Origin of the sequence: Citrobacter freundii complex sp. CFNIH9, assembly GCF_002903305.1 — a bacterium.
GTDB lineage: Bacteria > Pseudomonadota > Gammaproteobacteria > Enterobacterales > Enterobacteriaceae > Citrobacter > Citrobacter portucalensis.
In genome coordinates this window covers 1,812,183-1,830,580 of sequence record NZ_CP026238.1, presented here as the reverse complement: position 1 = coordinate 1,830,580, position 18,398 = coordinate 1,812,183, and the positions used below count along the sequence as shown (strand labels likewise).

Annotated in this window: 19 protein-coding genes; 10 read left to right on the top strand and 9 right to left on the bottom strand. The window is 50.8% G+C overall.

Going from position 1 to position 18,398, the window contains the following annotated elements; genetic code table 11:
• Window position 1: 1 nt before the first annotated feature.
• Window positions 2-790, bottom strand: a complete 789-nt coding sequence (locus C2U43_RS09175; RefSeq protein ID WP_103284992.1) for a helix-turn-helix transcriptional regulator — start codon at window positions 788-790, stop codon at window positions 2-4.
• 13 nt (window positions 791-803) lie between these two features.
• Window positions 804-1,355 carry a YbhB/YbcL family Raf kinase inhibitor-like protein gene (locus C2U43_RS09170; protein WP_032942912.1) on the bottom strand — a complete coding sequence of 184 codons (552 nt, stop codon included), beginning with the start codon at window positions 1,353-1,355 and terminating at the stop codon, window positions 804-806.
• Window positions 1,356-1,569: 214 nt separating this feature from the next.
• Here C2U43_RS09170 and rlmI point away from each other — a divergent pair, with 214 nt between their 5' ends.
• Both rlmI and hspQ read left to right on the top strand, forming a co-directional pair.
• Complete coding sequence (gene rlmI / locus C2U43_RS09165) at window positions 1,570-2,781, top strand: 23S rRNA (cytosine(1962)-C(5))-methyltransferase RlmI (protein ID WP_048227015.1); 1,212 nt, start codon at window positions 1,570-1,572, stop codon at window positions 2,779-2,781.
• 57 nt (window positions 2,782-2,838) lie between these two features.
• Window positions 2,839-3,156, top strand: a complete 318-nt coding sequence (gene hspQ / locus C2U43_RS09160) for a heat shock protein HspQ (protein WP_003035905.1) — start codon at window positions 2,839-2,841, stop codon at window positions 3,154-3,156.
• A 67-nt stretch (window positions 3,157-3,223) separates the two neighbouring features.
• Here the strand turns inward: hspQ and C2U43_RS09155 are convergent, their stop codons facing one another.
• On the bottom strand, window positions 3,224-3,637 hold the full coding sequence (locus tag C2U43_RS09155; RefSeq protein WP_032942909.1) for a CoA-binding protein: 414 nt from the start codon (window positions 3,635-3,637) through the stop codon (window positions 3,224-3,226).
• A gap of 172 nt (window positions 3,638-3,809) precedes the next feature.
• Between C2U43_RS09155 and csgI the strand changes: the two genes are divergently transcribed.
• Together csgI and mgsA are read left to right on the top strand one after the other, a co-directional pair.
• Window positions 3,810-4,472 carry a curli synthesis inhibitor gene (gene csgI / locus C2U43_RS09150; protein WP_016149882.1) on the top strand — a complete coding sequence of 221 codons (663 nt, stop codon included), beginning with the start codon at window positions 3,810-3,812 and terminating at the stop codon, window positions 4,470-4,472.
• A 93-nt stretch (window positions 4,473-4,565) separates the two neighbouring features.
• On the top strand, window positions 4,566-5,024 hold the full coding sequence (gene mgsA / locus C2U43_RS09145) for a methylglyoxal synthase (protein WP_003035897.1): 459 nt from the start codon (window positions 4,566-4,568) through the stop codon (window positions 5,022-5,024).
• Window positions 5,025-5,056: 32 nt separating this feature from the next.
• On the opposite strand, the gene helD is transcribed toward mgsA, so the two are convergent.
• On the bottom strand, window positions 5,057-7,111 hold the full coding sequence (gene helD, locus C2U43_RS09140; RefSeq protein ID WP_103284991.1) for a DNA helicase IV: 2,055 nt from the start codon (window positions 7,109-7,111) through the stop codon (window positions 5,057-5,059).
• Between the two features lie 125 nt (window positions 7,112-7,236).
• Here helD and C2U43_RS09135 point away from each other — a divergent pair, with 125 nt between their 5' ends.
• Window positions 7,237-7,683, top strand: a complete 447-nt coding sequence (locus C2U43_RS09135; RefSeq protein ID WP_003831998.1) for a YccF domain-containing protein — start codon at window positions 7,237-7,239, stop codon at window positions 7,681-7,683.
• An 18-nt stretch (window positions 7,684-7,701) separates the two neighbouring features.
• On the top strand, window positions 7,702-9,855 hold the full coding sequence (gene yccS, locus C2U43_RS09130) for a YccS family putative transporter (protein ID WP_103285976.1): 2,154 nt from the start codon (window positions 7,702-7,704) through the stop codon (window positions 9,853-9,855).
• On the opposite strand, the gene C2U43_RS09125 is transcribed toward yccS, so the two are convergent.
• Window positions 9,833-10,447 carry a TfoX/Sxy family DNA transformation protein gene (locus C2U43_RS09125; RefSeq protein WP_003831996.1) on the bottom strand — a complete coding sequence of 205 codons (615 nt, stop codon included), beginning with the start codon at window positions 10,445-10,447 and terminating at the stop codon, window positions 9,833-9,835. The genes yccS and C2U43_RS09125 overlap by 23 nt on opposite strands.
• A 217-nt stretch (window positions 10,448-10,664) precedes the next feature.
• Here C2U43_RS09125 and sulA point away from each other — a divergent pair, with 217 nt between their 5' ends.
• Both sulA and ompA read left to right on the top strand, forming a co-directional pair.
• Window positions 10,665-11,174: an SOS-induced cell division inhibitor SulA gene (gene sulA, locus C2U43_RS09120; protein ID WP_008784287.1), complete on the top strand. Its 510-nt coding sequence runs from the start codon at window positions 10,665-10,667 to the stop codon at window positions 11,172-11,174.
• A 357-nt stretch (window positions 11,175-11,531) separates the two neighbouring features.
• Window positions 11,532-12,590 (top strand): porin OmpA, encoded by a 1,059-nt coding sequence (gene ompA, locus C2U43_RS09115; RefSeq protein ID WP_048235693.1) that lies wholly within the window; start codon window positions 11,532-11,534, stop codon window positions 12,588-12,590.
• Window positions 12,591-12,678: 88 nt separating this feature from the next.
• On the opposite strand, the gene matP is transcribed toward ompA, so the two are convergent.
• Window positions 12,679-13,131, bottom strand: a complete 453-nt coding sequence (matP, locus tag C2U43_RS09110) for a macrodomain Ter protein MatP (RefSeq protein WP_032942905.1) — start codon at window positions 13,129-13,131, stop codon at window positions 12,679-12,681.
• Window positions 13,132-13,315: 184 nt separating this feature from the next.
• Here matP and C2U43_RS09105 point away from each other — a divergent pair, with 184 nt between their 5' ends.
• Together C2U43_RS09105 and fabA are read left to right on the top strand one after the other, a co-directional pair.
• Window positions 13,316-15,076 carry an AAA family ATPase gene (locus C2U43_RS09105; RefSeq protein ID WP_103284990.1) on the top strand — a complete coding sequence of 587 codons (1,761 nt, stop codon included), beginning with the start codon at window positions 13,316-13,318 and terminating at the stop codon, window positions 15,074-15,076.
• Between the two features lie 68 nt (window positions 15,077-15,144).
• Complete coding sequence (gene fabA, locus C2U43_RS09100; RefSeq protein WP_003035875.1) at window positions 15,145-15,663, top strand: bifunctional 3-hydroxydecanoyl-ACP dehydratase/trans-2-decenoyl-ACP isomerase; 519 nt, start codon at window positions 15,145-15,147, stop codon at window positions 15,661-15,663.
• Window positions 15,664-15,770: 107 nt separating this feature from the next.
• Here the strand turns inward: fabA and rmf are convergent, their stop codons facing one another.
• The 3 genes from rmf to pqiB form a co-directional block, all read right to left on the bottom strand.
• Window positions 15,771-15,938, bottom strand: coding sequence for a ribosome modulation factor (gene rmf / locus C2U43_RS09095; protein ID WP_003035871.1), 168 nt, complete (start codon window positions 15,936-15,938; stop codon window positions 15,771-15,773).
• 256 nt (window positions 15,939-16,194) lie between these two features.
• Window positions 16,195-16,758, bottom strand: a complete 564-nt coding sequence (pqiC, locus tag C2U43_RS09090) for a membrane integrity-associated transporter subunit PqiC (RefSeq protein WP_003035868.1) — start codon at window positions 16,756-16,758, stop codon at window positions 16,195-16,197.
• Window positions 16,755-18,395: an intermembrane transport protein PqiB gene (gene pqiB / locus C2U43_RS09085; RefSeq protein WP_048235695.1), complete on the bottom strand. Its 1,641-nt coding sequence runs from the start codon at window positions 18,393-18,395 to the stop codon at window positions 16,755-16,757. Before pqiB ends, pqiC begins: the two co-directional genes overlap by 4 nt.
• Window positions 18,396-18,398 lie beyond the last annotated feature (3 nt).

Here is an 18,398-nt window from a genome sequence, read left to right as displayed (position 1 = left end):
CTCATCGCACCTGTTTCGGCAGACATCCGTAATGCTGGCGAAATCTTGCAGTAAATCGTGAACCTGACAGATAGCCACAGCGTAACGCTATTTCGCCAATCGGCAGCGTGGTCGACTGTAGTTGAGAGAGCGCACAGGACATTCGCACCTCCTCGACTATCTGCCGGTAACTCTGCGATTCCATCTGTAATCGTCTGCGTAACGTCGAGGTACTGATAGACAGGTGACCAGCAATCTCCTGAGCTGTCCATAGCTTAGCAGGGGATAACATAATTAGTTGTCGCACCTGTTCAGTAAGATTAAACCGCCGCTCGATAAGCAGAGGCCCCGCCACACCATCATGCAGTAGCGCCAGCAATAATCCCATCGCCTGATGCTCCTGCAATATTGCAGGTAAGTCCTGGCGTACTGCATCCAGCAAGCTTTCCCACATAAAAGCCAGTCCGTTGCTCATTGGCGTACATAGCGACGTCAATTTTGCCGGAGGGAAATCCTCGACCCAGTTATTTTTAAACGCGGTAATGATGCTCGTCGATAGCAACAACAAATCCGAGCGAAATGCTCCCTGTTCCGGCTGATTAATAATCTCCAGAGGCGTATTCGCCGGGATGATAATCAGCTCACCCGGTCCTGCAACCAGACGATTTTCATCCTGAATAATGACCTTACTTCCCTGCGTAATATGGCAAATAGCAGCAGAAAACAGTTTAACCCGATGCAAGTGGTGCAGATGGCCGGAACGCACCTCAGCGGTGGTAAGGTTGTTATGGCGAAAATGTACATCCTGCACCAGAGTATCCTCTTTATTTTCTTGCGTAAGTGGCGGTTAAATCAGCTTTAGCAATCACGTGGCTGTTCAGCATAAAACCGACTAGGGCACCGCTGGCGTTACTGTCAATTGGCAACTCGTCTGTATTTAACGCCCACACGGTAAACTGATAGCGATGAGGTTTATCGCCCGGCGGTGGACAGGCGCCACCGAATCCAGCATAACCGAAATCATTGCGTCCCTGAACTGCTCCAGCGGGTAACTTATCCATGCTGGCCCCGCCAGGAAGAGTGTGGATCTGAGCAGGAATATTTACAACGGTCCAGTGCCACCAGCCGCTTCCCGTTGGCGCATCAGGATCAAACAGCGTAATGGCAAAACTTTTGGCATCAGTTGGCGGATTTTGCCAGCTCAGTTGCGGGGAGATATTGTCGCCACTGCAGCCAAATCCCTTAAACACCTGTTTTTGCGTTAACTTCAGGTTAGTGGGTATGTCGGTGCTGTTGAGGCGAAACGTCGAGGCGGCAGAGGTATTAAAACTCAACGCAACAATGGCGGCGGTAGCCAGAAAGTAGACAGCTTTCATTGCATTTCCTTTTTCTGATTAAGAAATAGCAATGTAAACGGTGGGCATAAAAGAAACTGTGCCTCTGTGATTGAGTTTTGTGCCGAAACGCTCAACGCCATACCCTGATGATTGACCTCACCATCTGTGCTACTCTACGCGCCATTTTATTTTAATGGTTTCAGGTTGGTACTTTACTCCAGCCCGCGTCACTGTTTGTGAGAGGTTGCTCCGCATGACTGAATCTACAATTCCACATTATCCTCGTTTAGTGTTAGCCAAAGGGCGCGAAAAATCATTACTGCGCCGCCATCCGTGGGTATTTTCCGGTGCTGTCGCACGTATGGAAGGTAAAGCCAACCTCGGTGAAACCATCGATATTGTTGACCATCAGGGTAAATGGTTAGCACGCGGCGCGTACTCACCCGCGTCGCAGATCCGTGCACGCGTCTGGACATTCGACAAGTCTGAGTCCATCGATATTGATTTCTTCACCCGTCGTCTGCAGCAGGCGCAGACATGGCGTGACTGGCTGGCGAAAAAAGACGGTCTGGACAGTTACCGTCTGATCGCCGGAGAATCCGATGGCCTGCCGGGCATCACCATTGACCGCTTCGGCAACTTCCTGGTGTTGCAGTTGCTCAGCGCGGGGGCTGAATACCAACGCGCCGCGCTGATTAGCGCTCTGCAAATTGTTTTCCCGGACTGCGCCATTTATGACCGTAGCGATGTGGCCGTACGTAAAAAAGAAGGTATGGAGCTGACTCAAGGGCCAGTAACGGGTGAGCTTCCGCCAGCCCTGCTGCCAATTGAAGAGCACGGAATGAAGCTGCTGGTTGATATTCAGCATGGTCACAAAACCGGCTATTACCTCGATCAACGCGACAGCCGCCTGGCCACGCGTCGTTATGTGGAAAATCAGCGTGTGCTGAACTGTTTCTCTTATACCGGCGGCTTTGCGGTCTCAGCATTAATGGGCGGATGCCGTCAGGTTGTCAGCGTTGACACATCTCAGGAAGCGCTCGATATTGCCCGCCAGAACGTAGAATTGAACAAGCTGGATCTGAGCAAAGCTGAGTTCGTGCGTGATGATGTGTTCAAACTTCTGCGTGCTTATCGCGATCGTGGTGAGAAATTCGACGTCATCGTGATGGATCCGCCGAAATTTGTCGAAAACAAAAGCCAGTTGATGGGCGCCTGCCGCGGCTATAAGGACATCAATATGCTGGCTATTCAGTTGCTCAATCCGGGCGGTGTGCTGCTGACTTTCTCCTGCTCTGGGCTTATGACCACCGATTTATTTCAGAAAATCATCGCTGATGCCGCAATAGATGCTGGTCGTGATGTACAATTTATAGAGCAGTTCCGTCAGGCCGCCGATCACCCGGTGATCGCTACCTACCCGGAAGGGCTGTATCTGAAAGGGTTTGCCTGTCGCATCATGTAACTTGAAAAGTGGAATATTACCCTTACATAGAGGGTATCTATTTCCCGGGAGGTGACTATGATTGCCAGCAAATTCGGTATCGGCCAGCAGGTCCGCCATTCCCTGTTAGGTTACCTCGGAGTGGTCGTGGATATCGACCCGGAATATTCGCTTGATCAACCGTCAGCCGATGAGTTGGCGGTTAACGACGAACTTCGCGCCGCTCCCTGGTATCACGTGGTGATGGAAGACGATAATGGTCTGCCAGTGCATACGTATCTGGCCGAAGCACAACTGAGTAGTGAGCTACAGGAAGAACATCCGGAGCAACCGTCGATGGATGAACTGGCGCGAACAATTCGAAAACAGCTTCAGGCCCCGCGCCTGCGCAATTGATGCTAACACAGGCCCGATGGCGATTCGCTAATCGGGCCTGTGCGTTTTGTTCGGCTACAGATCAGCCTTACTTCGCCAGTCCCAGCCGCGGGATCTCAATCGCCGGGCAGCGATCCATCACCACCGTCATCCCTGCATCGCGAGCCAGCACGGCTGCCTGCTCGTTAATCACGCCGAGCTGCATCCATAGGGTCTTCGCTCCGATGGCAATTGCCTCCTGAGCAACACCCCACGCCGCTTCAGAATTACGGAAGACATCTACCATATCCACTTTCTCTGGCACATCTGCCAGCGTCGCATAGCCCTGCTGCCCCAGCAGCGTTTTTCCGGCAACCTTCGGTGAAACAGGAATAACGTGATAACCCTGATCGAGTAAATATTTCATCACCCGATAGCTTGGACGATCGGGTTTATCGCTTGCCCCCACCAGCGCAATCGTACGGGTCGTTGTCAAAATGCCAGCAATATCGGTCTCTTTCATCGTTTTCCTCCAGGCTGTTTAGCAAAGTGTACGACAAACCTGCCCCCGCAACCATTCATCCCATACTGGCGCATGAGAGCTAAACTCAAAAATATGTCTATATGTTAGTAAACATGATTATCGAAAAATTTAGATACATCTTATACAGATATTTTCTGGACAGGAGAAACCTATGAAAGCCGGCATTGTGACAGCCTTGATTGCCCTATGTTTGCCGGTAACCGTTTTTGCTACCTCTTTACGTCTGTCTAATGATATTGACCTTCTGGTACTGGACGGAAAAAAAGTCTCCAGCTCATTACTGCGTGGTGCCGACAGTATTGAGCTGGAAAATGGTCGGCACCAGCTCGTGTTTCGCGTAGAAAAAACCATTCGCCTGTCCAGCCACGAAGAACGTCTGTATATTTCGCCTCCGTTGGTCATCAGCTTTGATACCCAACTCGTCAGTCAGGTTAATTTCCACCTCCCACGTCTGAGCAACGAGCGGGATGCAACGCATTTTGATGATGCCCCGCGCGTAGAACTGCTGGATGGGGACTCCATGCCTATACCGGTTAAGCTGGATATTCTGTCAATCACGTCCACCGCAAAAATCGTAGATTATGAAATGGAAACAGAGCGCTATAACAAAGCGGCTAAGCATGCGTCTTTACCGCAATTTGCCACAATGATGGCCGATGACAGTTCGCTGCTTTCCGGGGTGTCAGAACTGGATCGCGTGCCGCCTCAGTCGCAAACACTGACCGAGCAGCGCTTAAAATATTGGTTTCAACAGGCTGACGCACAAACGCGAAGTAACTTCTTACAATGGGCGGAGAAACAACCCCCATCGTGACATTTATGTTCGTATACGCATTTTTTTTGTCTTTCTCTTGCAGCGTCAAGTGCTTCCAGTACTCTGTAACAAGGTTAACTTGGGAGCTGTACTATGGAATTAACGACTCGCACATTGCCAGCGCAGAAACATATTGCGTTGGTCGCACACGATCACTGCAAAAAGATGTTGATGAGCTGGGTTGAACGCCACCAGCCATTACTGGAAAAACACGTTCTGTATGCAACTGGAACAACAGGAAACTTAATTCAACGCGCGACAGGAATGGACGTCAACGCCATGCTGAGCGGCCCAATGGGGGGTGACCAGCAGGTGGGTGCACTGATTTCAGAAGGGAAAATTGATGTGCTGATTTTCTTCTGGGATCCGCTCAACGCCGTTCCCCACGATCCTGATGTTAAAGCCCTGCTACGCCTGGCCACGGTCTGGAACATTCCAGTCGCTACCAACGTGTCAACGGCTGATTTTATTATCCAGTCGCCAAACTTCAACGACGCAACGGATATCTTGATCCCGGATTACGCCCGTTATCTGGCAGAACGCCTCAAATAAACGCTAAGCAGGCGGTAATTACCGCCTGCTTTTCAGGGTTTCCGGGTCACCGGAACGTCTAATTGCTTAAGCTCATCAACAAAGCATGATGGCGCGTCTTTGCTAAACAGTAGCCATACCCGATGCCGCGCACGCGTTAGCGCCACATACAGCAACCGTCTCTCTTCTGCATCAGGAAAATCTTCAACAGCCGGGAGTAACGCCTCTTCCATAATCGACTCGCGAGCCGGAGCCGGGAAACCGTCATTCCCTTCATGAAGCCCCATAATAATGACATAATCCGCCTGCTGCCCTTTGCTGGCATGAATAGTCATAAAATCCAGCTGCAGCTTGGGCCAGCGGGTGGCCGCTTTGTCCAGGCTGGCAGGTTTGAGATGATGGTATCGCGCCAGCACCAGAATTCTCTCTTCGGCTTTCACAAAACCCGACAGCTTATCCAGCAACAGATCTAACTGGCTTTCGTCGAGCAACGTGACGGCTTTTTTATCACCGGTCGTCAGACTGTTCAGCGGTTTCGTGAGCTGATGGGGATTTTGCTGGATAAACTGGTTTGCTACCTCACCAATACGGCTATTAAAACGGTAAGTCGTATCCAGACTACAGCGATCGCCCTCGCCGAAGTTTTGCTGGAATGCGGTTGTCAGAGAAAGCTGTGCTCCGCTGAACCGGTAAATGGCCTGCCAGTCATCTCCCACGGCAAACAGCGTAGTCTGCGAGTTTTGCTTACGCAAGGCGGCTAACAGGGCGGCGCGCTGAGGGGAAATATCCTGAAATTCATCAACCAGAATATGTTTCCACGGACTGATAAACCGCCCCTTCTCCAGAATGACAATAGCCTGATGGATCAACCCGGAGAAATCGACGGCATTCTCATCCTTCAGGGCACTCTTCCAGGCCTTGAGCAGCGGCGCCATTAGCTTTATGCGTTTACTGAACAGATCACGGATCTCCTCCGGAGCATTAGCAATCATCTCCGCCTGTGCTCCGCCATGCATACGCATCAAACTAACCCAGCGATCCAACCGGGAAGCCAGACGGCGCTGTAATTTTTCGTCATCCCAGAAGTTACCTTCGGGTACAGACCACTGCATTTCTTCTTCTAACCATTGTCGCCAGCCTTTAGCCTGAGCCTTTTTCTCACTGCACTGCTGACGCCAGGTTGTTATAAAGAGTTTGTTGCGCGCGATAGCATCATTTTCAAGCTTGCTCACCGTTGGGACTTTTTTGCTGCCTTGCGAAATAATGTGCAACGCGAGTGAATGGAACGTCCGTGCGGTGACCTCATCCGTATGCAGACGCTCACGGATGCGGTCATCCATCTCCTGGGCTGCTTTGCGTCCAAACGCCAGCAACAGGATTTGTTCTGGTGCAGCTTCTCCTCGTGCAAGCAACCAACCAGCCCGGGCAACCAACACAGATGTTTTACCGCTTCCAGCACCTGCAAGTACCAACAATGATTGCTCACCATTCACCACCGCGCGCGCCTGAGCAGGGTTCAACGGCGAAGATTCAATATGCTGGAAAAACTCGGCATACTCTTCCAGCATTGCATCGGTGTACGCCTGATTGTGCTGTAAGCGACAGGCTTCAATGTCTTTCAACCATGCCTGGCATTGACGTAACGCCTCCCGGCAATTTTCAAATTCCTCCAGCCGATTAACCGGGAGCGGTAACGCGGCAAAGGCACGGCGAATCTGCTGCTGCAGCCCTGACGTTTGTTCGCGCGTCAGCCATTTACTTTCACTAGTACGCGCCTCTATCGCATCCAATTGCTGCTGTAAAACCCCGGCAGCAATGTCACTCATTTCCTGGCTCCACTGTTGCCAGAGCGCATTCAAATGATGATGGAAGCGCTGGGTTTCCGCCCACTCTGTACCGTGAAGACGAACCACCTTCTCATCCGGGAGTACAAACTCCAGCTCGCCCCATACCAGGCCGCGTTTGCAATGAATAGCCAGTAACTGATTGAAGGGAATAAGATACTCGTGACGATCGCCGGAAACTTTAATCCCGGCATTGAGAATAACGGCCCGATCGTAAGGGTGTTGTGCCAGACGTTTTCCAAGAGAAGTTGCTTTCAGTTCCATAAGACTCAAGCGGATCCACACGAAGAGGTTTGCTTATCAGTGTAACCGCCAGAGAAAACGTGCTCCAGCCCAAAAAAACGTTACAATTGCCGAATTCACAGAAAACCAGAGTTAACCGAGGGTTTATGCGTACTGTTCTGAATATTTTAAATTTTGTGCTTGGGGGGTTCGCCACCACCCTGGCCTGGTTACTGGCAACGCTGGTCAGTGTCGTGCTTATTTTTACTTTACCCTTGACCCGTTCATGCTGGGAGATAACCCGACTTTCGCTGTTTCCCTATGGTAACGAAGCGATTCATGTCGATGAACTGAATCCGGCCGGTAAAAGCGTCCTGTTAAATACCGGCGGCACCGTGCTCAATATTTTCTGGCTGATTTTCTTCGGCTGGTGGTTGTGCCTGATGCACATTATCTCTGGTATTGCCCAGTGCATAACGATTATTGGTATTCCGGTTGGCATTGCGAACTTTAAAATCGCTGCCATTGCGCTCTGGCCGGTGGGTCGCCGGGTGGTTTCAGTAGAAGTTGCCCGTGCAGCGCGTGAAGCCAATGCACGTCGTCGTTTTGAATAATCAGGACCGATGGCCTTTATGTTAAGTCCTCTGCTCAAACGCTATACCTGGAACAGCACATGGCTGTACTACGTGCGGATTTTTATCGCGCTATGCGGCACAACGGCGCTACCCTGGTGGCTGGGTGACGTCAAGCTGACTATCCCACTCACGCTAGGTATGGTCGCTGCCGCACTTACCGATCTGGACGATCGTCTCGCAGGCCGACTGCGCAATTTAATCATCACACTGGTGTGCTTTTTTATTGCCTCAGCCTCCGTTGAACTGCTCTTCCCATGGCCATGGCTGTTTGCTATTGGTTTAACGCTTTCCACCAGCGGCTTTATTCTGCTGGGGGGATTAGGCCAGCGCTATGCAACTATTGCTTTTGGTGCATTGCTGATCGCCATTTACACGATGCTGGGCACCTCGCTTTACGATCAGTGGTATCAACAACCCATCCTGCTGCTCGCTGGCGCTATCTGGTATAACCTGCTGACGCTCACCGGTCATCTTCTGTTCCCCATCCGCCCCTTACAGGACAATCTTGCACGCAGCTACGAACAGTTAGCGCACTACCTGGAACTGAAATCGCGTCTTTTTGACCCCGACATAGAAGATGAAAGCCAGGCACCGTTGTATGATTTAGCTCTCGCGAATGGCCAACTGATGGCAACGCTGAATCAGACTAAAGTGTCGCTGTTGACGCGCCTGCGCGGTGACCGTGGACAACGAGGAACACGTCGCACGCTACATTACTATTTTGTGGCGCAGGATATTCATGAACGCGCAAGCTCCTCACATATTCAGTATCAAACGCTACGCGATCATTTCCGTCACAGCGATGTGATGTTCCGTTTCCAGCGGTTGATGTCGATGCAAGGGCAAGCCTGTTCACAATTGTCTCGTTGTATTTTATTACGCACACCTTACCAGCACGATCCGCACTTTGAGCGCGTCTTCACTCATATAGATGCCGCACTTGAGCGCATGCGCGCCAATGGTGAACCTGCCGACCTGCTCAATACGCTGGGCTTTTTACTGTCAAACCTACGGGCAATCGACGCACAGCTTGCTACCATAGAGTCTGAACAGGCTCAGGTACTCTCGCGCAATGAGTCTGAAAATCAGCTTGCCGATGACAGTCCCCATGGATTCAGTGATATCTGGTTACGCCTGAGCCGTAATTTCACCCCTGAGTCTGCTCTGTTTCGCCATGCCGTTCGCATGTCGTTAGTGCTCTGTGTTGGTTATGCCATTATCCAGATAACCGGCATGAATCACGGATACTGGATCTTGCTGACCAGCCTGTTTGTCTGTCAGCCAAACTACAACGCCACCCGACATCGCCTGGCGCTCAGGATTATCGGCACGTTGGTTGGGATTGCCATTGGTTTACCGATCCTGTGGTTTGTGCCCTCTCTCGAAGGGCAGCTGATACTCCTGGTGATCACTGGTGTACTGTTTTTTGCCTTTCGCAACGTCCAGTATGCACACGCCACCATGTTTATCACGCTGCTGGTGTTACTGTGCTTTAACCTGCTCGGCGAAGGTTTTGAGGTTGCGCTGCCGCGTGTCATCGATACGCTAATTGGCTGTGCTATCGCCTGGGCTGCTGTCAGTTTCATCTGGCCAGACTGGCGTTTTCGTAACCTACCACGGGTAATTGAACGGGCGACTGACGCTAACTGCCGCTACCTTGATGCAATTCTCGAACAATATCATCAGGGTCGTGATAATCGTCTGGCCTACCGTATCGCTCGCCGTGACGCGCATAACCGTGATGCTGAACTCGCCTCCGTGGTGTCAAACATGTCGAGCGAGCCTGATGTCACGGCCCAAACGCGCGAAACGGCGTTCCGTTTACTGTGTCTCAACCATACGTTTACCAGCTATATTTCTGCGCTGGGCGCACATCGCGAACAGCTGACCAATCCAGACGTTTTGGCATTGCTGGATGACGCTGTTTGCTATGTTGATGATGCCCTTCACCATCAACCCGCTGACGAGCAGCGTGTATATCAGGCGTTAGAAGGGCTGAAGCAGCGAATTCAGCACCTGGAACCACGCCCGGACAGTAAAGAGCCGCTGGTCGTTCAGCAAGTTGGGCTATTGATCGCCCTGCTCCCAGAGATCCGGCGATTACAGCAGCAAATTGACGTGCTGCCGTCTAATACCCCGGCTCCGGCGTAAGAGAACTTACCCACTCAACCAGCTCCTGGCGACGCGTCGCCGGGAGCGCGGCTTCATGTATCCCCCCTACCGCGCCTTCAAGGGCATAGAGTACTTTTACCGTCAGAGCCGGGTTATTTTGCCGAAGTTTCAGCCAGCACATTTGTGCTCCCAACGAACGCATGGTCCCCTCATCTTTAATTCCAGCTTCATTCAACAGAGTCTCCAGATGAAACGTCATATTCGGCAATTCCCGCAGACGATGCTGGGCAAAGCGACTCTGTTTTTCCTTAACCGCTGCATCCAACGAATATCGCGATAGCGACACCAGCTGCTGCTGGTTTTGCCACAGGGCATCGTTCACCTGGTAATAATTAAGTACAAGAGGACGTCCGCGCTTAATAAATGTCAGCCAGACAGGAGAATTTTGTACACAATACTGGGCGCTCTGCTCACAGGCGCGAAGATACAGCTCACCATTAGCGACCATGGCAAAGACCGTATCGCCAACCGTCAGACTGTAGCCACCAAACAGTGAGCGATAGTGAATTGTCCCCAGAGAAGCCAGATATTCCTGCGATTTATAGATCCTTGCATAAGAAAGCTCTTTCATAAAAATCCTTTTTAAATCATAACGTAAGCAAATGATTTTCAGTAGCGGATCCGTTAATGACGAAAATAGGCAACTTATGCGTATGGGGCAAGATGAATTTTATTTTTCCCGTGACGACGACTAAAAATTGCGAACCTGTTTCCGAAAATAAGGTTGATCTTTGTTGATGGCAGGGTTACTGTATATCCATACAGTAACTCACAGGGCTGGATTGATTATGTACACTTCAGGCTATGCAAATCGTTCATCGTCGTTCTCTTCCACATCAAGCAACATTGCGCGCGTTTCATCAGAGAACGCAACCGCTGGGCTTATCAGTGAAGTTGTCTATCGCGAGGACCAGCCCATGATGACACAACTGCTGCTGCTTCCCCTGCTGCAACAGTTAGGGCAACAATCACGCTGGCAGCTGTGGCTGACGCCTCAGCAAAAATTAAGCCGGGAGTGGGTGCAGTCAGCTGGACTTCCATTGACGAAAGTCATGCAAATTAGTCAGCTCTCCCCCTGCAATACGCTGGAATCGATGATTCGTGCGCTGCGCACGGGTAATTACAGCGTCGTTATTGGCTGGCTGGCGGAAGAATTAACGGAAGATGAACATGCCGAACTGGTCAAAGCGGCTGATGAAGGTAATGCGATGGGTTTTATCATGCGTCCGGTTCGCGCCCAGACACTTGCGGGGAGACAGCATTCCGGGCTAAAAATTCACTCGAATTTGTATCATTGAGTAAAATTAGGATTTATCCTGGAATTTTTTTTCATCTCTCAATTTGTCTTTGAGCTGTAATGTGTTTTTCGTCTGAACGCTTGTCTGAAGCGGTTTTCAGGATATCCTCAGTACATTTATTCAGCCATAAATGTTAAATATTGTGTATACAAGCCTTTTTTTTTCATATGCCTGACGGACTTCACACTTGTAAGTTTTCAACTACGTTGTAGACTTTACATCGCCAGGGGTGCTCGGCGTAAGCCGCAGATATCGGTAGAGTAACTATTGAACTGGTCCCCGGGTGAAGGATTTAACCGTGTTATCTCTCTTCGGAGATATTCATGGCGAATTTTGGATGATAACGAGGCGCAAAAAATGAAAAAGACAGCTATCGCAATTGCAGTGGCACTGGCTGGTTTCGCTACCGTGGCGCAGGCCGCTCCGAAAGATAACACCTGGTACGCTGGTGCTAAAATGGGCTGGTCTCAGTACCATGATATTGGCAACAACCAGATCAACAACGCCGGTCCTACCCACGAAAGCCAACTGGGTGCTGGTGCGTTTGGTGGTTATCAGGTTAACCCGTACGTTGGTTTTGAAATGGGTTACGACTGGTTGGGCCGTATGCCGTACAAAGGCTACACCGACTCGACTCATCAAAACGGCGCTTTCAAAGCTCAGGGCGTTCAGCTGACCGCTAAACTGGGTTACCCAATCACTGACGATCTGGACGTTTATACTCGTCTGGGTGGTATGGTTTGGCGTGCAGACGCTAAAAACAACGAAGGCTTCAAAGACCACGATACTGGTGTATCCCCAGTATTCGCTGGTGGCGTAGAGTATGCAATTACTCCTGAAATCGCTACCCGTCTGGAATACCAGTGGACCAACAACATCGGTGACGCGAACACCGTTGGTGGTCGTCCGGATAACGGCCTGTTGAGCGTTGGTGTTTCTTACCGTTTCGGTCAGCAGGAAGAAGCAGCTCCAGTAGTTGTTGCTCCGGCTCCGGCTCCAGAAGTACAGACCAAGCACTTCACTCTGAAGTCTGACGTTCTGTTCAACTTCAACAAAGCAACTCTGAAACCAGAAGGCCAGCAGGCTCTGGATCAGATGTACAGCCAGCTGAGCAACCTGGATCCGAAAGACGGTTCCGTAGTAGTTCTGGGCTTCACTGACCGTATCGGTTCTGACGCTTACAACCAGGCTCTGTCCGAGAAACGTGCTCAGTCCGTTGTTGATTACCTGATCTCTAAAGGTATTCCTTCTGACAAAATCTCTGCACGTGGCATGGGTGAATCCAACCCAGTTACTGGCAACACCTGTGACAACGTGAAAGCTCGCGCTGCACTGATCGACTGCCTGGCTCCGGATCGTCGTGTTGAGATCGAAGTTAAAGGCATCAAAGACGTTGTAACTCAGCCTCAGGCTTAAGTTATCGTCTTATAAAAAACCCCGCTATGCGGGGTTTTTTTTCATCTGTTTTCATCCAATGTAAGCCACGCATTAAACCAGCCGACCGCTACTCTTTCCCCAGCAACGCCTGTAAATCCTGTTTCAATGTCGACATTTTGTTCGCGTACTTCTCTTTATGCTCTGCGTCTTCAATTAGCTGCACAATAGTTTCAGAAAGCGTTTTTCCGCGCCGCTGCGCAAGACCAGCCAGACGCTGCCAGACCATAAATTCCAGATCGATGGATTTCTTCCGGGTATGCTGATGCTCAGCATTAAAGTGCCGCTTGCGCCTGGCACGTATGGTTTGTTTCATACGATTAAGCAGCGCAGGATTCATGTGTTCTTCAATCCAGCTATTGACCCGAACCGGTTCATTTTCGAGGGTTAGCAATAAATCAACGGCTTCTTTGGCAGCGCTGGCCTCGACGTAACGGGTGATTAATTCCCCCTCACGATGCTTCTTCACCAGATACTTCCATTTCCAGCCGCTTTCAAGGTTTTCAAGTTGTTGATATTTCATTGCGATCTCAATGTTACCGTGTAACTCTTATCAGAATATCAGCTTTTTCGGCATCTGAAGAAAAGAATATCCAGCCTGTGAACTGTCGCGTGTCATCAAACCGTTTCACGGTGCTTTCCAGGTGTTTAGTGGTGAGGGTTACGGTATAATCTCGTTTTTTACAACAGACTAAAAAACATCAACTTTGACCATTACGAAACTTGCATGGCGTGATCTGGTTCCTGATACCGACAGTTATCAGGAAGTATTTGCACAGCCGCACGTCACTGACGACACCGACACCTTACTTAGTGATACTCAGCCACGTTTACAATTCGCGCTAGAGCAGCTTCTTCAGCACTGGACAACATCCTCGTTCATGTTGGTAAAAGCACCGGAAGAGCTTGAGTATCTCAACCTTATTGCAAAGGCTGCACGTCCCTTTCACACGGATGCAGGAAGCCTGACTGGCGGTCATTACGACATCTCCGGTCACACTATTCGTTATCGTACAGCTGAGAAAGCGGAAGACAATTTTGCGACGTTGACGCAGGTGGTCAGCGCTGACTGGGCCGAAGCCGAACAACTGTTTGGCTGTCTGCGTCAGTTCAAAGGCGAAATTACGCTGCAGCCAGGTCTGGTACATCTGGCCAATGGGGGTGTGCTGGTTATCTCATTGCGCACGCTGTTGGCCCAACCGCTGTTATGGATGCGCCTGAAAGCCATTGTCAGCCACGAGCGTTTTGACTGGGTAGCTTTTGATGAGTCTCGCCCATTACCCGTTTCCGTTCCGCCTATGCCGCTTAAACTGAAAGTGATTTTAGTCGGTGAACGCGAATCACTGGCGGATTTTCAGGACATGGAGCCAGAACTGGCTGAGCAGGCCATTTACAGCGAATTTGAAGACAACCTGCAGATAGTCGATGCCGAAACCATGACACAGTGGTGTCAATGGGTCACGCATACTGCCATGCGCAATAATTTGCCTTACCCCGCTCCCGATGCCTGGCAGGTTCTGATCCGTGAAGCCGTTCGCTATACCGGTGAACAGGATACATTGCCGCTTAACCCGCTGTGGATCACCCGACAGTTCAAAGAGGTGGCTCCGTTATGCGAGGGCGAAACCTGCAACGCTGAACAGTTCAGCCTGATGCTGGCTCAGCGCGAATGGCGTGAGGGATTCCTGGCTGAACGCATGCAGGATGAAATTCTGCAAGAGCAGATCCTTATCGAGACAGAAGGCGAGCGTATTGGCCAGATCAACGCCTTGTCGGTGATTGAGTTTCCGGGCCACCCACGCGCATTTGGCGAGCCTTCTCGTATCAGTTGCGTCGTGCATATTGGCGACGGCGAGTTTACGGATATTGAGCGCAAAGCCGAGCTTGGCGGAAATATTCATGCCAAGGGTATGATGATTATGCAGGCGTTCCTGATGTCGGAACTCCAGCTGGAGCAACAAATCCCCTTCTCTGCCTCACTGACCTTTGAGCAATCTTACAGTGAGGTGGACGGTGACAGCGCGTCTATGGCAGAACTGTGCGCATTGATTAGCGCTCTCGCCGACGTTCCTGTAAATCAAAGTATCGCCATTACCGGTTCTGTCGATCAGTTTGGTCGGGCACAACCTGTCGGTGGTCTGAATGAGAAAATTGAAGGTTTCTTCACCATCTGCCAGCAGCGTGAGCTGACGGGCACGCAGGGCGTTATCATTCCTTCGGCTAACGTCAGACACCTCAGCCTGCAGCCTGCGCTGCTACAGGCCATAGAAGAAGAAAAATTCACTATCTGGGCGGTGGACGACGTGACCGATGCGCTGCCACTGTTGTTAAATCTGGTGTGGGATGGCGAAGGCCAGACAACGCTGATGCAAACCATTCAGGAGCGTATTGCCACGGCAACGCAACAGGAAGGTCGTCACCGTTTTCCATGGCCGCTACGTTGGCTGAACTGGATTATTCCGAACTGATCGGACTTGTTCAGCGTACACGTGTTAGCTATCCTGCGTGCTTCAATAAAATAAGGCTTACAGAGAACATGGTAGATAAACGCGAATCCTATACGAAAGAAGACCTTCTTGCCTCTGGTCGCGGTGAGCTGTTTGGCGCTAAAGGGCCACAACTGCCAGCACCAAGCATGCTGATGATGGACCGTGTCATCAAGATGACCGAAACCGGTGGCAACTTTGACAAAGGTTATGTTGAAGCTGAACTGGATATCAACCCGGACCTGTGGTTCTTCGGTTGTCACTTTATCGGCGATCCGGTGATGCCGGGCTGCCTGGGTCTCGACGCCATGTGGCAACTGGTTGGATTCTATCTCGGCTGGCTGGGCGGCGAAGGTAAAGGCCGTGCGCTGGGCGTAGGCGAAGTTAAATTCACCGGCCAGGTTCTGCCGACCGCGAAGAAAGTCACTTACCGCATTCACTTCAAACGCATCGTTAACCGCCGCCTGATCATGGGCCTGGCTGATGGTGAAGTGCTGGTTGATGGTCGCCTGATCTATACCGCAAACGATCTGAAAGTGGGTCTTTTCCAGGACACTTCCGCATTCTAATCCAGGACTGCGTAGCAGCCAGACATTAACGTTTCTACGTCTTATCTGGCATGCAAAAAGGCGAAACCTCCGCTCTGCGGAGGTTTCTTTTATCTAAAGAGACAGAATCAGGCCATTAAAACCCTATCCCCCATGGCTTCTCGCCAGCCTCCCAGCCAGTATGACCTCTGATTCAGCGTCTGATAGGGACACATTTCTTTTGAGCGTCCGGCAATGCCGGCCTGATATCCACGTTGATGTGCCCGTTCCAGGCGATCTCGTTTTTGTCTCTTCATGCCTCGTTTCCCTCATTTTTGGGTCTGGTGGAAAAGAAAACAGTGATTACTAAGTGTGCAATCACACTAAACGAATACCCCTAAACATCAGGCTCGTCAATGCGCAAAATTCACGCCAGTGTCATATTTGTGAGCTAGCCTCTAAATCATTTGTACAAAAATAGTCAGTCAGAACAGCTATCTTCACGGCTAAAAAAATAAAAAAAACCGCCCCGGGCAATGAACCAGGGGCGGCATAATTTACAATTATTTAAGCTTAAGGGATGCGTTTCAGCTCTTGAGCAATGGCCGTTGCTTCCTGACTCCAGGCGTTGGCAAGAACCTTCACCATCTCATCGTAGCCGTCTTTAGTCTGTACAGCTTCGATGTGGAACGGGCGTTTGATCAGTTGTCCCTGATGATTCAGCAACCATTCACCGCTCACAATAACCTTACCATCGTACCGACCGTGGAAGCCGGTTACGGTAACGTTCAGCGTATCCTGAGTGCTTCCCAGCGGCTGTGAAGCGACAACCCAGCCAGGCAACTGCATACTGAGGTTCGCAACCAGAGTATTACGCAATTGCTGATCTAATGGGCTGGCCCAGAGATTATTATTGGCTATCACATATTGCACATCGCTGGTCTGGTAAACCACCCCATTACCGGCCAGATAATCAGGTACCGCAATCTGTTCAACCCACAGCAGACGGTTTCCCTGATTGGCGGAGCTCTGCACTCCGCCTTGTGCGATAGGGAGCTGATAATAGCTTTTATTTTCTCCGCTGGAGCTGCATGACGTCAGCCAGACCGCCATCATCACCACTAGCCACTTTTTCATTGTTTCGCCCTCTTCGGCTCTGGATCTTTTTTGTCCTTCGCTTCAAATACCAGCGCATTACTCTTATCGTTCAACGTTTTCAGTACCGGTTGCAGTTCACGCAGTACCTGATCAAGACGCTGCATATCCGCCACCATCTTGTTGTAGGCCGCGGAACCAGGCTGGAAGCCCTGCATACTACGATTCAGTTCACGTAGCGTGTTCTGCATATCCGCCGGCAGATCCTGCATCGACTGGCTGGACGTGATCTTGTTCATGTTATCCAGCGTGGTTTGCAGATGTTTCATCGTGCGTTGGCTTTCCGACAGCGTATTGGTTGCCTGCTCAATCATCGGGTTCAGCGGCAGATTGTTAATCTTATCCAACGCTTCCATCAGACGCTGTTGGATCTGCGCCAGACCACCGCTCACGGTCGGAATAATTTGATAACCATTGAATTCGCGTACACCGGTAATCGGCGGCTCTTTCGGGTAGAAGTCGAGATCGACATACAGCGCGCCGGTCACCAGGTTCCCGGTTTTGAGCGATCCTCGTAATCCGCGTTTAAGCAGTTGCTCCAAATGAGCGCCAACATCGGTATCTTCTCCCAGCTGTGCCTTCAGACGTTCTGGTTCAATACGCACCAGCACCGGAATACGGTAATCATTGTTAAATACCTGACGCATATTCGGTGAGAAGAAAGGTACTTTACTCACCGTACCCAAGCGGATGCCACGGAATTCCAGCGGTGCACCAGGCTGTAGGCCACGAATCGAATCTTTAAAGAACATCAGGTAATCAATATGATCGGTATACAGGGAATCCTGAATACTTTTTTGATCGTCATAGAGGTTAAATGAGGCCTGCTGCTCAACCGGTTGACCTTGTTCCAGTCCTTCGGGCACATCAAAACTTACACCACCGCCAAACAGCGTGGAGAGCGATCCCATTTCTACGCGCATACCTGCTGAGGTAAGATCTACGGCGATCCCGCTGTCTTTCCAGAAACGTACATTGCTGGTCACCAGACGATCGTTAGGCGCATTGATGAAAAGCTGATAGCTGATCGTACGCTTTTGCGCATCAAACGTGCTGGTTTCAACCGAGCCCACACGATAGCCGCGGAAAAGCACCGGATCGCCTGGGCTCAACTGACCGGCTTTTTTGCTGTCCAGAATCACACGGATCCCTTTTGCATCTGGCGGGGCCAGCGGCGGTGAATCCAGCAGTTGGTAATTTTCCAGCTTACTGCCTTTATTGCCAGGCTGTAGTTCAATATAAGCCCCGGACAATAACGTGCCGAGCCCACTGATACCTTCACGTCCAACCTGCGGCTTCACCACCCAAAAGACAGAATCTTTATGCAGCAGCTTTTCCATTCCGGAGTTAAGACGCGCTTTAATCTCCACATGGGTCAAATCATCAGTCAGGGTTGCGCTCTCGACGATACCGACATCCACGCTGCGGCTCTTAATCGTCGTTTTGCCCCCTTCAATACCTTCGGCATTGGTGGTAATCAGCGTGACTTCCGGCCCCTGATGACTGTAGTGATAAAACAGAACCCACGCGCCAATGAGTGCAGTGACGATAGGGAATATCCACACGGGCGACCAGTTTTTTACCTTTTGCACTTTGGCTTCCCCACTTTTAGATTCCATGCT

Excerpts from the sequence above, each read along its gene's own strand:
- C2U43_RS09170 (WP_032942912.1), bottom strand. The coding sequence starts at position 1,355 with ATGAAAGCTGTCTACTTTCTGGCTACCGCCGCCATTGTTGCGTTGAGT.
- rlmI (WP_048227015.1), top strand. The coding sequence starts at position 1,570 with ATGACTGAATCTACAATTCCACATTATCCTCGTTTAGTGTTAGCCAAA.
- hspQ (WP_003035905.1), top strand. The coding sequence starts at position 2,839 with ATGATTGCCAGCAAATTCGGTATCGGCCAGCAGGTCCGCCATTCCCTG.
- C2U43_RS09155 (WP_032942909.1), bottom strand. The coding sequence starts at position 3,637 with ATGAAAGAGACCGATATTGCTGGCATTTTGACAACGACCCGTACGATT.
- csgI (WP_016149882.1), top strand. The coding sequence starts at position 3,810 with ATGAAAGCCGGCATTGTGACAGCCTTGATTGCCCTATGTTTGCCGGTA.
- mgsA (WP_003035897.1), top strand. The coding sequence starts at position 4,566 with ATGGAATTAACGACTCGCACATTGCCAGCGCAGAAACATATTGCGTTG.
- helD (WP_103284991.1), bottom strand. The coding sequence starts at position 7,111 with ATGGAACTGAAAGCAACTTCTCTTGGAAAACGTCTGGCACAACACCCT.
- C2U43_RS09135 (WP_003831998.1), top strand. The coding sequence starts at position 7,237 with ATGCGTACTGTTCTGAATATTTTAAATTTTGTGCTTGGGGGGTTCGCC.
- yccS (WP_103285976.1), top strand. The coding sequence starts at position 7,702 with ATGTTAAGTCCTCTGCTCAAACGCTATACCTGGAACAGCACATGGCTG.
- C2U43_RS09125 (WP_003831996.1), bottom strand. The coding sequence starts at position 10,447 with ATGAAAGAGCTTTCTTATGCAAGGATCTATAAATCGCAGGAATATCTG.
- sulA (WP_008784287.1), top strand. The coding sequence starts at position 10,665 with ATGTACACTTCAGGCTATGCAAATCGTTCATCGTCGTTCTCTTCCACA.
- ompA (WP_048235693.1), top strand. The coding sequence starts at position 11,532 with ATGAAAAAGACAGCTATCGCAATTGCAGTGGCACTGGCTGGTTTCGCT.
- matP (WP_032942905.1), bottom strand. The coding sequence starts at position 13,131 with ATGAAATATCAACAACTTGAAAACCTTGAAAGCGGCTGGAAATGGAAG.
- fabA (WP_003035875.1), top strand. The coding sequence starts at position 15,145 with ATGGTAGATAAACGCGAATCCTATACGAAAGAAGACCTTCTTGCCTCT.
- rmf (WP_003035871.1), bottom strand. The coding sequence starts at position 15,938 with ATGAAGAGACAAAAACGAGATCGCCTGGAACGGGCACATCAACGTGGA.
- pqiC (WP_003035868.1), bottom strand. The coding sequence starts at position 16,758 with ATGAAAAAGTGGCTAGTGGTGATGATGGCGGTCTGGCTGACGTCATGC.
- pqiB (WP_048235695.1), bottom strand. The coding sequence starts at position 18,395 with ATGGAATCTAAAAGTGGGGAAGCCAAAGTGCAAAAGGTAAAAAACTGG.